A 15,347-nucleotide genomic window follows, 5' to 3' on the forward strand; every position below is an offset into this window, starting at 1 on the left:
CATTGAAATCTTTTACCGAAGAGAACGGACTTAAATGCGAGAATTGGTCGATGTGGCCTGGTTTCACGGGGAGTGCCTCCTTGGATTATGTTCTTTTATGGGGAATTCATTTGTACATTGTTTCGATCTAATAATGAATAGGGTAGTTTGAATATGCGAGATGAAGAGCATAGAGAGCAGAAGGGAAAACGCTTGATTAATGTGTGTCACTTATAATGTGTAAACTCAGTGGGGTGTTGTGAAAAGCGCACAATGCAATAAGAGGTGCGCTGCATTTGCCGTTCCATTGAGTAGAGAGACACAGGGAGTAACAATTCTTTTTCATCATGGAACGTAACGATGGTGTGTGTGGGCGTGTCCGGGTGACGGTGAAGCGACTTGATGTGGTGATAGAATAGCCAATGGCATTCATGCAGCTTAGGGGAATGGGTGGGAAAGGCATAAATTTGTTCCCCTGGATGAATAGGTATGGGTGATTTCGAAGTTATTCCTGTTTTGTATGTAACGGCAGCTCTCCTGCCGTCAAAATCGGCACCTCCTACTAAGCAGGCCTCTTTAATGATTTGAAGCGAGGGCTTTTTCACGTAATAGTGTTGGGTGCGCTCCCAGACGATCGCTTGGTAGTCGATATGATAGGCAGGAAGGACAGCCATCGTGTTTGGGTTAATTTCATAGTGGGGAAGGATAATTTCGGTCATGAGTCGGGGCTCCTTTATTTGGGGGAATTGGTGTGGAACTGGTGATAATTGATGAAAGAGGATAGGGGGGCATAGAAACTGGTTTATAAAGAAAATGGGTCAATATTACTAAAAAAAATATTAGTTTCTAATTGTCATTGTCGGGGAGAAAGTTTTTTAAGTATTCGTTAACTTCGTCTGTTACATCTTCATAAAGTTTATTTAGGTTGAGGTCAAGGACTTGGGTAATCTTTAGAATGATGAAATGGGAAGCCGTTACTTCAGCCCGCTCAATGCGACCGAAATAAGCACGAGTGATATTTGCTCTAAACGCAACTTCAGCGCTTGATAGTTTTAAATTCTTACGCTTGGCTCTAATTCTTTTTCCGATGATTGTGTTTACATAGTGTTCTAGATTTTCTGCTATTTTCTCTTGTTCTACCACCGTTCTTGCCCCTTTTTATCTACTATAATCAGATAACAAAAAGGTTTTTACGACGTACGATAGGTATCAAAATGAAAAAAAGATAGAAAGATAGCGGTCTGTCCCCCGCCGCTTCAATTACTACAGGGCATTAGTACTGAGGCAGTGAATACGCACAAAAAAACCACGTAGCTTAATGTGCTAATACAGGTTCGCCCCCACACTGCTAGTTTTTTCCTAAAGACGTCCATGAGCAGTGCTGTAGAGACTTATATTGAGTAGGAAAGTAGAGAAAACACTAATTAACTCTCCTCTTAAGGTCACTTTTTAACTACAAACCACCAATCAAAACCGCAGTTAAGTACTCATTCAAAAATTTTTTTTAATCTTATACACCGTTTTCGCCCCTTCCACCATATATACATAGTGAAAGGGGGTGACAAGGATGCTTTCAAACTCACGATTAGTCATAGTATTTGAGTCAGGTTACAACCAAATTGGTGAACCGATCTTAAAAACGAAGAGCTTTAATAACATCAAGACCGGTGCGACAAACGAACAGTTAAAAGCTGTTGCCGATGCGTTAATTCCACTTCAAGGCTGGATGCCTTATCAAGTGGACCGTGCGAACACGTACGCGCTTGACCTTTAATTGAAGGAAAATAATTAGAAAGGAGGAACTGAAATGACGAAGAAACTTGAATTAGTATTTGAAAACGAATTAGCGAAAAACGTCACGATTTCATTGGACAACCCTATTTATCCAGTCGATCCTGCTGCGATTAGTGCAGCGATGGATGAAATTATAGCACAGAATGCTTTTACATCATCTGGCGGTAACCTGGTAGCGAAGAAAAGCGCTCGTGTTGTTGATCGCACGGTGGAAACGATTGAATTTTAATAAATAATTGATTTTGGAAGGGAGGAGGCTCGACCTCTTCCTTTTTCATAATGAAAGGAGGTTCTAAGGATGGAAATGTGGCTGCCGCTTTTGAGTGAGTTTGGCTTTCCTGTCATGGTGACTCTCTACTTGCTGCATCGCGTCGAAAAAAAGCTAGACCTGGTCAACCAATCAATCGAACGACTCCCTGAAAGTCTAGCATCCCTTCATTACTATCGAAGTTCTGATCAGAAGATGAGTAGTGGATAAAAAAAATCTATAAAGAAGAGAACCATCTAGCCTAGTAGGTTAGATGGTTTTTCACTGCGGTAACTCCTAATACATTCGGAACTGATTAAAACTGGGGAATTAATAAAGCCAGGAAAAGGCGGGGTCTGACCCCCACAATGGTAAAGCATTACCGCAGTGGGGGACAGACTCCCTCTCTTTTAATTAACTATAAGTTAATTTTATTTTTATTGTCTACAATACGTTAAATTGGTATAATTGTCCTAAAAAACATTGAAAAGGAGAAACTGGATATGAAAGGTTTAAAAATTTTTTTAGCAATAATTATGGCGTTATCTACTTTAACTTTTTTCCCTAATGAATCTGAGGCACGTTCAAACATTACTGCGAATGCAACACTATTTGAAACCACTGTAAGGTTTGCTGGGGAAAATGTTCCTATCTCACTAGTTGTTTTTGATAGAACGAGTCATCAACAAAGATTTCAGAGAGCGAATTTTTTACAATTTTGCAAAACTATGAATATAAGATATAGTGAAAAACGAGTTTTTATAAGGGAAACTAGGGACTTAACAAATTTTTTAAAAAGTATTGAGAATAAAAGTAGCATTGCTGACGGAATAATTACACTTAATCAACTGAATAACCTTCATGACAAAAGAACAATTTTAACCTTCTTAGCTACATCAACTGAGACAGGAACTCAGTATTTTCCTGGTATGAATAGAGGTGTTACCCCTGTTACTCAATTTAATAACTATTTAAGGACTAATAGAGGGATGAGTACAGACGATGCATTATTAATATTTGATAACATGTACCGTAAAAGAGAAGGACTGAGAGCTGCTACTAGAGTAATTAAAGCTTCGCATTCCCTAAGAGATTCAGCAGGGAATATCAAAAATGCTATAACCGTTGTAAGTATTATTCGCAGATTATAGGGTCGTCGCTGTAACCCTACACAAATGCAACTCTTACTTGAACCAGATCTATGATACTACCATCAATCGCACTTCTGGAGTAGACCCATATTTTTCCGCCTGTTGTAGTGGGGGTTCGGTCAAAGACAACTGTTTCAGAAAAGTAACCATATGCAGGCGGACCTTCTAACGCTGTTGTAAAACGTTCTTGTGAGACGGCTACACCGTTGTCATCTTGAATTTGCATTAAAACATTGGCTTCAAAGACACGGGCGAAGCCTTCGATACGGTCGCCACCCCGAATGATATCTCCTGGAAGAGGACGAATGACGACGATATTCCTTGAAGATGGAAGGGGAAGAAGCAGGCGAAACCCAGCATAGATCAAATCAAGTGAAAATCCAGGTCTTCCATCGTTGGCTGCTATAATGTTGGCCATTGGAATTTGGAAACGTCGGGAGATACTGAATAGTGTATCTCCCATTTCAATTTCGTACACAAACGCTGGAGCCCATAGTGGCTGACCGACAAAGATCAGATTTGGATCTTGAAGCTGGTTCACCCCAGCGATGAGATCGGTATGGGCTGAAAACCGCTGCCCAATACGAAACAGTGAATCTGTAGGGGAAGTAATATAAATGGTACGAAAAGGACGTTCGGCAAGGACGGGAATGATGAGCGTCCATCCAGGGAAAATCAAACCTGGATCGGTGATCGGTGGAATTAATTGGTTCGCCCTTTGAATCCCCAAGACTGTACTGCCAAACCGTGCCGCGATGGAATATAACGTATCCCCTGGCTGAACGGTATAGACAACATGAGTTTGTCTTACAATAGGCATATCATTCACTCCCTTTGTACCTATGATCATCGTGATAATTGGGGATGTAGTCTTGTTGTTAAGGGTAGTGAAAACATCAATACGTTTTTTCACGATTAACAAAATATATAATAAATATGTGGAAAATATGACGAATGGTTCGGTCTGGCCAGCCACCACTAAAGCATGCAGTGGAGATAACGCCACTATAGGAGAAACTTTTATGAAAATTATTACCGTTTGTAATTGGGATGATAAACTTTGGCAGGACGCGGCTCCCCTCTATTTAGAGGCATTTGGAAATAAGGGGGCTAAACCTACGAGGATCATCAAAAATATGTTTTCAAAAGGAATGGCGGAACTTCATGTGGGGTACAACATTTCGGGTGTGGTTCTTATGGCTCTCACAGGGAAACTCTTATCTGACGGTGTGATGATTATTGATTATTTGGCAGTATCTGAAAAAGAGCGTGGCCGTGGACTTGGCCAACACTTTGTTGATTACATACGACAGAAGGCAGTTGAACAGGGATATGAAAAAATAATTATTGAGGCCGAGTCAGAGGAAACAACAGATAATAAAAGGCGTATCGACTTTTGGCAATCATGTGGTTTTCTTCTCACAGAGTATGTCCATCACTACATTTGGGTCCCAGAAACCTACCGAGCCATGTATCTTCCTCTCATTGCCGATTCGAGGAAGGTAAATGGCGAAGAACTGTTTGTGTATATTAATACCTTTCACCGGCTATCGTTTCGCAAGCCGTCACAGTGACACCCGAATAATCTTGTTTCACGTTATGTAGGAATGTCAACTAGGTGAAGGTCAACTCATACTGTTCTGATGAATAATAGGGTGTAATCTTGTTGTAAATCCAGGACGAATTTGAATGCCCTCAAAACATAAACAGGTTCAAATCAGTCCCTGGTAAGCTGATTGTGGATTAAAATAAAGAAAACAGAACCTAGAAAAAACATATCTTCACCAAAAAGGTGGATAACCTTCTATTTATACAGAGGGTTATCCACCTTTTACGAGTTACACACAGGGGGCGAAAGGAATATCGGTAGTTATGTATATTTATCCACAGGAGAAGCCGTCACAGTGTCACCTCAGAATTTGTCGAATCGGTTTACTTAGTATTCGAGTCGTCTAAACTATAAGTAATAGAACCAAACATTAAAATGGTTGATATAACGGATGAGTGGAATGAGGTCTTCTAAGTATGTAGTAGTGAAAGGAGAGGGTAACCAATGCCAATATCTTATAAGAACTTCAGGGATGATACTTATTATCTGCATAGTAAGCTAACCACAAAAGGAAACACCACCTACTATTTCTCAAAAGAAGCTGAAGGGGCTGCGGAGTTGGACGAGGTTCCGAGTGGATATGAAATCTATGAAAATCCCAATGGAAACGTGTATATGAGAAAAGAGCAGAAGCCTGTTATACATACTGAGGAAATTAACGTAATTAATAATGGAATGATAAAGTACTCGGAAATAAAAGATTTTAAGCTAGATATTAAAAAGAATGTAGTTTATATCTATACGGTTGATCCTTCAATTACAAACGGTTCTATCCCAAAACAACTCCTGCACAAATATAAACAATACGTTACAGACTTACGTTTTGTGTTAGTAGACAAAGAGGAACGTATATATGAAGTGGAACGCTTCTGTTATAAGGGTGGAATCGATGATTGGATTTTTCTGGACCAATCCAACGATTTAGAGAAGCTGGTTCAAGATTTCACCCAGCACCTAGGAAAAGAGTCGTTTTATGAGTTGATATGAAGCGTAGTAAGACAAACACAATGGTATAACGTACCAAAAAATTCTTTTAGTTTATAAAGATCTTATTTTTGAATACTCAATAGACCACTCTTTAAAAGGTGTGTTTTATTTTATATTACATTCTTTCACGTTTTGTTTTAATAACTTGAAGACTTCTTCTCTATCAAAAGATCTTCCTGTTGCTAATTGTGTTCAGTTTTAGGCTAATTTTTTGATATAGTTTCAATTTAGCAAGATCTTTTCATAAATTTACATACTTCTAATAATCATATTGTCCTTACCTGTTATAACCAGTTGGAACGTAAAGTAGGGGGGGCTGTTCGCCGCTTTCCCTTTGAAAAAGACGTACTTATGAAGTAATATAGTTTCTGTGGATTTATTATGAACAAGGACGTGTATAACATGAGAATTACAGTTGCTGGAACAGGCTATGTAGGTTTATCTAACGCCGTTTTATTGGCTCAACATAATGAAGTTATTGCCTTCGATATTATTCAAGAAAAAGTAGATATGATCAACAATAAACAATCTCCCATTGTGGATAAAGAAATACAGGAGTTCTTAAGCACGAAGAACCTAAATTTAACAGCAACCACCGACAATAATAAGGCATTTAAAGATGCTGAGTTTGTTATTATTTCGACACCAACTAATTATGATCCAGATAAAAATTATTTCGATACAAGTACAGTTGAAAAAGTAATTACTAACGTATTATCCATTAATCCAAATGCAGTGATGATTATTAAATCGACGGTACCTGTTGGATACACAGAACAAGTCAGAGAAAAGTTTGAAACTGAAAATATTATCTTCTCACCCGAATTCCTAAGAGAAGGTAAGGCCTTATATGACAACTTATATCCATCGCGTATTATTGTGGGTGAACAGTCAGAACGAGCAAAAGTGTTTGCCGACTTATTGGCACAAGGAGCTTTGAAAGAGGATATTGATATTTTGTTTACGAACTCAACGGAAGCGGAAGCGATTAAATTATTTGCGAACACTTACTTAGCGATGCGTGTGGCTTTCTTTAATGAACTCGATTCCTATGCAGAGGTTAGAGGGTTGAATTCTCAGCAAATCATTGAGGGTGTCGGTCTAGACCCGCGTATTGGAACGCATTATAATAATCCTTCGTTCGGTTACGGTGGATACTGTTTACCGAAAGATACAAAGCAACTTCTAGCCAATTATGCCGATGTTCCGAATAATATTATGGCAGCCATTGTTGATGCGAATCGAACGAGAAAAGATCATGTGGCAGAAATGATTGTGAAACGTAATCCAAAGATTGTGGGGATTTATCGATTAACGATGAAAACGGACTCCGATAATTTTAGACAGTCGGCCATTCAAGGAGTTATGAAACGTATTAAAGCCCAGGGGATTGAAGTCGTCGTGTTTGAGCCAGCCCTTACAGAAGACACGTTCTATAACTCAAGAGTGATTAAAGACTTTGAGGAATTTAAACAAATTTCAGATGTGATTGTAGCCAATCGACTATCTGATGACTTACGCGATGTAGAAGACAAAGTATATACACGTGACCTCTTTAGCCGCGATTAAGAGGATTGAACGTGAACCTGCCTGCTGAGCCATTGGCTTGGCGGTTTTTTTATTATCTTGCCTTTTGAATAATTGAGGTCGAGTTCTGACGCTAACACAAAAATCTAGTTGTGCGGTAACCAGCCGAAGTACAGTTAACTTCATAAATAAAAGCCTGACCGGGGGAAGAACTTATTATTAAGTCAGATCCTACCTGACAGTCAATGGAAAAAAGTATATAGCAATTACTCTAAGGTCTTGACTTAAAGACATTAAAAAAATGATGGGAAATCTGTCCTTAATATGTTAATAAATCAAGTTAATATCAAGTTAATATCAAGTTAATCGTATTTAAGATTATTCATTAAGAATATAGGCTTTAAGACGTAGTCAGCTTCATCGATAAAACGAAGTTACAGGGGTATACCACCTCTGCATTAATAGGTTAAAGGTACGAGATATAAAGGGTAACCTAGTACTATTTTTAGATAATTCAAAACAACATCATAGGATAGCGAATGTATGTTTGGTATAATTAGTGTGGCAATTACATAAAGCGGATGGGCGGTTGATCATCTCCCAAAAGAAGGGAGGTGGTAAGGTGACGACTTACGAAGCAATAACTGTTGCACTACAATCAAATTTAGTTTTGATAGGTGTAATCACATTGATCTTAGTATTCGTCAAAGAAAGAAAAAAGTAACCGTCCAGCGCCCGACCAAGGTTAGGATAGGTTACTTTTTTCTATAAGATATCTACTTAATTCAACTGGTCAGCCGCTCTTCAAGCGGCATGTAGTTGCTTTGGCTGAGTGTTTCTGCACTCAGTCATTTTTTATTTTATGTGTGCTATGTTTATATTATACACTGTAGCTTCATGCACAATCAACGTCTTAGAGCTAGGTCTCACCTCCACTTTCGTGTACGTTTTTCGACGGATCCTGGGAAAGTATGACGAAACTTTACTTGCAGATTACCAATAAACCTATTCAGAGCTTCCATTGAATTGCCGATAAATACCAAGAGAAATCATTGGATAGGAGAATGTTAATGAGAAGCTTGTACCAGTTAGTTATTATACTTACCATACTCTTTGCGCTTTCTGGGTGTAACGCTATTGATTCGATTGTCTTACATTTCAAGACAATCCTCATAATACATTGTCTATTCATGTTGTTATTTTTGTGGGAGTTTTCCTTGAATTAATTGACTGAATATTCAATAATTAAGTTAGTGTTTTATGTAAAAGGAGGTTAATAGAATAGGTAAACGCCTCATATGGAGTACATTCTCGTTTAGATCTAACAATGAAATTAGAGTTATAACTAATTGGAACAATCCTAGAAAAAGCGATAACCTATATTATTAGAAGAACGAATCGAACGGTATAAAATATCAAAATGGAGGTTCAAATGAAAAAAATTAGTATGACTTTTGTAGCACTAATTGTATTAATTGCCTTTACAGCAGGAGGGATATCACAAGCAAAATCCAATGGAAGTACAGCTTTCAAAGTAGGCGTATCGACTAAATCCATTGCACCAACTGATGAAATGCTTGAAGACGGGATTTATATGGGTGGTTATGGGGGCTATTTATCCAGAGGGGTTGCAGAAGGTGTTTTAGGTGATATTTTTTCTAAAAGTATTGTCATTCAATCTGAAGGTAATACACTTGCCCTTGTAAGGCTTGATGTACCTGGATTTGGGAATAAAAACATTGAAGAAATTAAACAACGAGTCTTTGAAAAAACAAATATACCAAAAGAAAACATATTAGTCTCCTCGACTCATACCCATGCAGGGCCTGATTTTCAAGGGCAATGGGGCGGAGTGGCCGATAGCTATCGTGAGTATGTCTTGTTACAAAGTGTAAATTCGGTTGTAGAAGCAAATAGTAACCTGAACCAAGCGACGTTAACAGTTGGTACTACTGATGTTCCACAAGAGTTATCTAATAACAGACGAGGATGGGGATATACTGACACAGAAATGGCTGTTCTTCAGTTTAAACAATTTGGAAAACCGCTAGTTACCCTCGTTAACTATGCGGCTCATACAACAGTCTTAGGTTCAGGCAATAAACTTTTAGCAGGTGATTTCGTTACTTCACTTGAACAATCAGTAGAAGAGGAGTTTGGTGGAATTACTATATTTATCAATGGGGCTTTAGGTGATGTTTCACCAAGAGCGAGTGGAGCTGATCAGTATGAAAGGGCACTCAATTATGGGAACATCCTTGCCGAATATGCAATAAAAGCAATAGAAAAAGGGAAAAATATTCCACCTGGTCTGCAAATTAAATCAGAAAATGTAAGTTTTGAAATGCAAAACCCTAATTTTATTGGGGCACACCTATTAGGATACTTTTCTAATGATTATATTGTGAAAACAGAAAACTCTAAACTGTATATAGAAAGTCCTATCACCCGTATATCACTTGGTCATCGTAATCATGCAATAGAAATGGTTACCGCTCCTGGAGAGGTGTTAACTAACCTTGGGATTGAAATTAAATCGGTAATGGGTGGGCAATATAATTTCCTTCTAGGGTTAACGGACAACACACTTGGCTACTTTATGCATGAAGAAGAATGGAACACTGGAAGAAATAACAATTACGAAGAAACCGTTGCAATTGAGCGATTAAGTGGGGAAAAACTATTAAAAGCAATTAAAGAATTATACAAATAAAAACAGTAAGAGTCTCAAAGGAAACCCCTGATGAAAAGAGGTTGAACCTTCTCATCAGGGGTTTATCTTGGTCTTATTATTACAGCTAGAATCGGGTTACTACCAAGGGGAACCGATTTTGAAAAAATGAAGAGCTTTAAAATACCACCAAACAGGTGCGACAATTAGTTAAACTTGTATTATAAAAGAAATTTCAAAGCTTGTTGTATTTTACATTTCAAGACAATTCTCATACTACATTTTCTTATTTTGTTGTTATTTTTGTTTGACTTTTCCTTGAGTAAATTAACTGAATATTCAATAATTAAATCAGTATTCTACTAGTAAGGGAGGCTAGATTAGGTTACTAGTCGTTACAGGGAACAGTCAACGCTTTGATTATTTACATAGAGTAGTGATTAGTTATTTGAATTAATGACAAGAAGACAAATCTCTTAAGGGTCAAAATCAAAATAGTAGAAAAGGAGTGTCGATTGAATGAGGAATATGGTGAAAAATTCATTTATGCTCGTGATTGCATTCGTTGTTTTGTTTACGTTCTCTAGTGTATCTGCAGCCGAGCTAGGTCAGCCTATTAAAAGTGGTGAAATGGAGGTAGGAGGGTACGAGCGAACATTTAAATATTATGTACCATCTTCTTATGATGGAAAGACGAAACTCGCACTTATGTTATCTTTCCATGGATCTGGAAGCTCTGCCGACGGCCAAATATTATTAACGAATTACCATCAAGTAGCAGAAAGAGAAGGGTTTATTGTCGTATTTCCGGATAGTACGGTTATTAACCAAGCAGGAGAAGTTATTATTCCTGAAAGTAGTGAATACGATCCAGCGTCACCATTAATTAGAAGATGGAATATTAATGCGCCGGTGTTTAACGCTGCCTCTCAAACATTAGCGACCATTGATGATGTAGGTTTTACATCGAAACTCATTGATTACTTTATTGATGAGTATCATATTGATCCTAGTCGGGTTTACGCAACTGGTATGTCATATGGCGGCTTTTTCTCTAATCACTTAGCGGTTCATTTAAATAACCGAATTGCTGGGATTGGAGCAGTAACCGGACAAATGGGATTAACGACACCAACGGAAAAACCGAAGCGCGGTGTTGCGGTTGTATATGTCATGGGTGATCAAGACCCTACAGTTCCCCCAAGTGGCATTCCTGGACTGACGTTCTCGGTAGATCATTCGATTTCTTACTGGAACGAGGCAAACCGTACTGCGCCAAAATCGGAAGTAACGTATTTACCACAAATAATTGAAGGTGATGATACAGAAATTCGACGTGAAGCATTTACGAGAGGCAAACACCAATCTGAAGTTATCCTATATACGGTTAAAGATGGAGGACATACATGGCCAGGTGGTCCGCAGTATCTCCCAGTACCGCTTATCGGGAAGACAAGTTATCACATCAATGCGAGTGAAGTCATCTGGAATGACTTGAAAAAGCACCGTATTCCTGGGGCGCAAGGGAAAGTAGGTAAGTAAAGAAATAGGGAGGTCATGTAGAGTTTTATAAAACAGTGGTTCTGTTCCCTACACAAAATGCAAGTTTGATTGCCCCTTTACTACTAGTGAAGGGGTCTTTTTTGTAAAGTATAGAAGAGAATTAGCAACTTCTGATACGGTCGTGAGTATGAAATGAAACGTAATTGCTGTTTTTCTCCTATTTAAAAATGAATCAACAGAAGTTGAAAATATATTAGCCGAAGTTGAAAATAAATGATGAAAAGTTGAAAATAAATCCCTTAAAGTTGAAAATAAATCAGCAAAAGTTGAAGATAAACAAACCAAAGTTGAAAATAAATCCCATTAAAATAAAAGAGAAAGCCCCTAGGCTTTCTCTTTTCAGCATGTTAAATTAATACGCAGCTCTTAACGCATTCACTAGTCCACTGCCATAGAAAGATGAATTTCCAAGTGGAGTGGCTGTGTCTCTTAGGCGTTGGCGGATTTGTCCGTTAGACGCCCAAGGATATTCAGCTTTAACAAGTGCAGCTACACCTGCTACGTGAGGCGTTGCCATTGATGTTCCGTTAAGTGAAACATAGCGATTCGACGTGTATGTACTTAAAACGGATACACCTGGCGCTACGATTTCCATTTGGCTTCCATATGTTGAAAAAGATGCTCGGTTGTTGTTGGAATCGACGGCTCCAACGGCCATAACTGAATTGTAAGCAGCTGGGAACATAATACCTGAAGTTCCTGTATTACCTGCCGCAGCAATCAGAAGTAAACCACGATTATACGCATTATCGACTGCTTGTCTTAATGAAGTCGATCCCGAGGACGTTCCTAGGCTCATGTTAACAATATCCATTCTTTGACTAACCGACCACTCGATACCTTGGATGATGCTACTTAGCGCACCACTACCGTTTCGATCGAGAACTTTTACCGCATAAATGTTTGCAGAAGGAGCAACACCAATAACGCCATAGCTGTTATTTAAGGCTGCAATCGTTCCAGCAACATGTGTACCGTGACCGTTATAGTCCTGATACGACGGCTCAGAACTAATGAAGCTGGCACCACCAGAAATTCGTAAGTCTTCGTGTGTCGCAATTCCTGTGTCAAGTACGGCTACTTTTACACCATTCCCGCGGTTGCCCCAAGAGTGAACGGTTGGAGCTTGGATATGACTAATTCCCCAAGGAGTAGTTTGAGATATTTTTACTTCTTCATCTTTTTCAATATAAGCAATGTTTGGGTTTTTCTCTAGAGCTTTTACTGCTTGCTCTGGTAACTTGACGTGTAGAACAGGCATGTATTGAAATTCGTGTAAAACTTCGCCACCCGCTTGTTTGACGACATTCGCATTGACATTTTTCTCAAACCCAATTAAGTACTCGTGCCTCTCAACGCCTCCACGCTCATTTGCCAATGAACCGACATGTGGAAAGATTAGCGTAAACAAGAGGGCAAAAACTGCAATAAAACCTAACCATCTTAAATTTCTCATAAATACCCTCCCAAAAAAAGTGATTTGTAGCGCTACATCTCCATTACAACCGGAAAGTTAGTTTTACGCAAAGTGGTTGAGAGATTAATAGATTACAAAAATCGTTGAAAAAGAGAGGGTAATCCTATCGTGTGCGGTATTTTTTAGATGTAAATTAATATATTCATAGACTTTTACAGTATTTCACATATTTACTCATAAATAGGGAGGTATCCGGTTAGGTTACCTTTGTGTTCGCCACTCGAACTTTTTCTTCTTCGACACTTTCAATATTCGCTTGATTGTTTTTTAGTGTAAAAATAAATAACGCTTTATCCAGGTACTTCAAGCTTTCGTCTTTATTTTTATGATCGTAATCAAACAATGCGATGCCGTATAAAAAGAATAGTTGTCCAAGTAAATATAAGTAATCTTCATCAATGCATAAAGTTAGGGCATAATCGACGAGTTTAATCGCTTCTGCATAGTCGTGCCGATCATAGGCATTCATCCCGGCGTTGTAATAAATATTGATCATTAATCGTTTATGTTTAATGTGCGTAAGACTGTTGATTTTTTGGACGAGTTGCTTGTAGATTTGCGCGGCTTCATCTAGTTTATTCGTCATACTGTAGATAATGGCTTTTGATTGATAGATATGCAGTTCATATTCTGATATGATCTTTGGGGACGCGGTTCCTATATTCAGTGCGGACTCTAATAATTCGAGTGCTCGTTTCTCGTCATGTTTAACATGAAAGACACAGATTGCTTCTCGCCATAAGATGTATTGCTTTAGTTGATCACTTTTAAAAAGAGGACTGTTTTTTTCTAATGTAATGATTTGCAGCACTTCTTCGTAATTGCATTCTCTAATTTTTTTATCAATCGTACGTTTAGTCCGTTCAATATAGTTGTTGCCGTAGTTGCGAATTTCATCAAAAAAGTAGTTCATATCGACCGATAATCGTCTAGCAATTTGCTCTAAAACAAGTGCGGTTGGAGAGACTTCGTCTTTTTCGATGCGGCTGATTAACCCTTGGCTACATATTCCGTTACATAGTTCTTTTTGCGTAATGTTGAAGTACTCTCTTAAATCCTTGATACGCTGGCCGATGGAATATGACATTAAGATCCCTCCATTGATAAAAATATTAATATTTTAATATAAGTATCGCTATTATAATATAAAAACCCGATTTCGGCTTATATTTTCTAAAAATTAATAAAATTCTAAGGATACAATCTTTTGATAAGTATGGCATAATAGAGTAACAAAATGTTAGGAGGAATGTGGGATGATGATGAAGAAAGCAAAGAAGACTTTAGTATTAACAGCCATGGTAGTGGGGATCTTTTTCACTTCTTTTACAGGAGTCATGGCTCACGATGAGATTACTCCAACTGGCAAACCGGGGTATGTGCATTCGGATTGATCGTTTTGGTGTTAGTACACTAGATTTTAGCTGAAGTGTATTTCAGTTAGTAGAGGCCTCCTTTTATCCAAAGGGAGGTTTTATTTTTTGTGTAAGGAATTTAGTGCCTATTTCTTATGTTGAATAGGTTTCACTCTATAAAGCATTATTTGTCCACTTGATTTTTTATTGAAGACGTCTTATTGTTTTCTCATAATGAAACGAGTTTCAAACTCTTCCAATCATGGAAGAGGGGTGTGGAACTTTAGGAGTGAAAAACATGCTATCTCAGCAGTTATTTGTGATCTCATTGGTCATCTTATTAGTAGTTACGGTAATTTTACTAGTAAAGGTTGTTGTTTTGAAGCGAAAAAGTTGGAGTAACATCAAATATGAACTTAGTTGTTTAGGGTTAATGGTCGTTATTGTTGGGGGTATGTATGTATTTAACAAGTCTGATTTTATTGGTCCCTTTACAGGTGTTGTTGAAATTACCAGTGTTGAGAATGCCACGATAGACGATGTTGATGCAATGGAGGCTAACGTGAATGTAGCTGGTCAAGCGGAAGACTATGAAGTATTTTATGAGAGGGTTCATTTGCGGATAAAAGAAGCGATTAAAGATTTGGACAGTCATCTTTCTGACTATGAGATGAGTGACATGTGGACGGAGGATTTCCGTGAATACAGCAGACAATTGACCAACTGGATCAATGCTTTTCAGGATAGAAAGGAAGTTCCCGAACACTATGACCATGTTTACTCCAAATACTTGGAAGGGTTAGATGAGGTCGAAGATGCACTCGAATGGTTGCATCGGATTGTCATCGAGTTTGGTGATGAGAGTGAGTTGGATGATGCTCAAAAGCTATTACGAGCAGGAGAAGCCAAGATTGACGAGTCAAAACGACTGTATGACCAAGTGGAAAAGGATTAATGACGGTGCCAGGTACCATTTATTAATGGGGT

The 15,347-nt window shown here is 38.3% G+C and carries 16 protein-coding genes; 11 read left to right on the plus strand and 5 right to left on the minus strand.

Annotation, left to right across the window (positions count from 1 at the left end):
• Positions 1–206: 206 nt before the first annotated feature.
• Both AC2VNP_RS12100 and AC2VNP_RS12105 read right to left on the minus strand, forming a co-directional pair.
• The gene (locus AC2VNP_RS12100; RefSeq protein ID WP_486917567.1) at positions 207–698 is read right to left on the minus strand and encodes a competence protein ComK; all 492 of its coding nucleotides are present in this window, start codon (positions 696–698) and stop codon (positions 207–209) included.
• Between the two features lie 127 nt (positions 699–825).
• Complete coding sequence (locus AC2VNP_RS12105) at positions 826–1,122, minus strand: helix-turn-helix domain-containing protein (protein WP_486917568.1); 297 nt, start codon at positions 1,120–1,122, stop codon at positions 826–828.
• Between the two features lie 424 nt (positions 1,123–1,546).
• On the opposite strand from AC2VNP_RS12105, the gene AC2VNP_RS12110 reads away from it, so the two are divergent.
• From AC2VNP_RS12110 to AC2VNP_RS12125, 4 genes are all read left to right on the plus strand, one after another.
• The gene (locus AC2VNP_RS12110; RefSeq protein ID WP_275118605.1) at positions 1,547–1,753 is read left to right on the plus strand and encodes a DUF1659 domain-containing protein; all 207 of its coding nucleotides are present in this window, start codon (positions 1,547–1,549) and stop codon (positions 1,751–1,753) included.
• Between the two features lie 33 nt (positions 1,754–1,786).
• On the plus strand, positions 1,787–2,002 hold the full coding sequence (locus AC2VNP_RS12115; protein WP_486917569.1) for a DUF2922 domain-containing protein: 216 nt from the start codon (positions 1,787–1,789) through the stop codon (positions 2,000–2,002).
• 69 nt (positions 2,003–2,071) lie between these two features.
• Entirely contained in the window at positions 2,072–2,251 is a 180-nt protein-coding gene (locus AC2VNP_RS12120; RefSeq protein WP_486917570.1) for a YvrJ family protein, read from the plus strand.
• Positions 2,252–2,523: 272 nt separating this feature from the next.
• Positions 2,524–3,171 (plus strand): hypothetical protein, encoded by a 648-nt coding sequence (locus tag AC2VNP_RS12125; protein WP_486917571.1) that lies wholly within the window; start codon positions 2,524–2,526, stop codon positions 3,169–3,171.
• Between the two features lie 16 nt (positions 3,172–3,187).
• Here AC2VNP_RS12125 and AC2VNP_RS12130 read toward each other — a convergent pair whose 3' ends face one another.
• Positions 3,188–3,991, minus strand: a complete 804-nt coding sequence (locus tag AC2VNP_RS12130) for a LysM peptidoglycan-binding domain-containing protein (RefSeq protein WP_486917572.1) — start codon at positions 3,989–3,991, stop codon at positions 3,188–3,190.
• 67 nt (positions 3,992–4,058) lie between these two features.
• On the opposite strand from AC2VNP_RS12130, the gene AC2VNP_RS12135 reads away from it, so the two are divergent.
• The 5 genes from AC2VNP_RS12135 (at position 4,059) to AC2VNP_RS12155 (ending at position 11,507) form a co-directional block, all read left to right on the plus strand.
• Positions 4,059–4,745 (plus strand): GNAT family N-acetyltransferase, encoded by a 687-nt coding sequence (locus AC2VNP_RS12135; protein ID WP_486917573.1) that lies wholly within the window; start codon positions 4,059–4,061, stop codon positions 4,743–4,745.
• A 479-nt stretch (positions 4,746–5,224) separates the two neighbouring features.
• Entirely contained in the window at positions 5,225–5,767 is a 543-nt protein-coding gene (locus AC2VNP_RS12140; protein WP_486917574.1) for a hypothetical protein, read from the plus strand.
• 402 nt (positions 5,768–6,169) lie between these two features.
• Positions 6,170–7,336, plus strand: coding sequence for a nucleotide sugar dehydrogenase (locus tag AC2VNP_RS12145; RefSeq protein ID WP_486917575.1), 1,167 nt, complete (start codon positions 6,170–6,172; stop codon positions 7,334–7,336).
• A gap of 1,390 nt (positions 7,337–8,726) precedes the next feature.
• A complete protein-coding gene (locus AC2VNP_RS12150) occupies positions 8,727–10,007 on the plus strand; it encodes a neutral/alkaline non-lysosomal ceramidase N-terminal domain-containing protein (RefSeq protein ID WP_486917576.1) in 1,281 nt (426 codons plus the stop codon).
• Positions 10,008–10,484: 477 nt separating this feature from the next.
• Entirely contained in the window at positions 10,485–11,507 is a 1,023-nt protein-coding gene (locus AC2VNP_RS12155) for a CE1 family esterase (RefSeq protein WP_486917577.1), read from the plus strand.
• Positions 11,508–11,880: 373 nt separating this feature from the next.
• Here AC2VNP_RS12155 and AC2VNP_RS12160 read toward each other — a convergent pair whose 3' ends face one another.
• A complete protein-coding gene (locus tag AC2VNP_RS12160; protein WP_486917578.1) occupies positions 11,881–12,984 on the minus strand; it encodes a S8 family peptidase in 1,104 nt (367 codons plus the stop codon).
• A 217-nt stretch (positions 12,985–13,201) separates the two neighbouring features.
• Positions 13,202–14,092 carry a helix-turn-helix domain-containing protein gene (locus AC2VNP_RS12165; protein ID WP_486917579.1) on the minus strand — a complete coding sequence of 297 codons (891 nt, stop codon included), beginning with the start codon at positions 14,090–14,092 and terminating at the stop codon, positions 13,202–13,204.
• Positions 14,093–14,261: 169 nt separating this feature from the next.
• Here AC2VNP_RS12165 and AC2VNP_RS12170 point away from each other — a divergent pair, with 169 nt between their 5' ends.
• The gene (locus tag AC2VNP_RS12170) at positions 14,262–14,399 is read left to right on the plus strand and encodes a hypothetical protein (protein ID WP_486917580.1); all 138 of its coding nucleotides are present in this window, start codon (positions 14,262–14,264) and stop codon (positions 14,397–14,399) included.
• 259 nt (positions 14,400–14,658) lie between these two features.
• Positions 14,659–15,315 carry a hypothetical protein gene (locus AC2VNP_RS12175; protein WP_486917581.1) on the plus strand — a complete coding sequence of 219 codons (657 nt, stop codon included), beginning with the start codon at positions 14,659–14,661 and terminating at the stop codon, positions 15,313–15,315.
• The last annotated feature ends 32 nt before the right edge of the window (positions 15,316–15,347 follow it).

This window comes from Alkalihalobacterium sp. TH-98 (genome assembly GCF_057473385.1).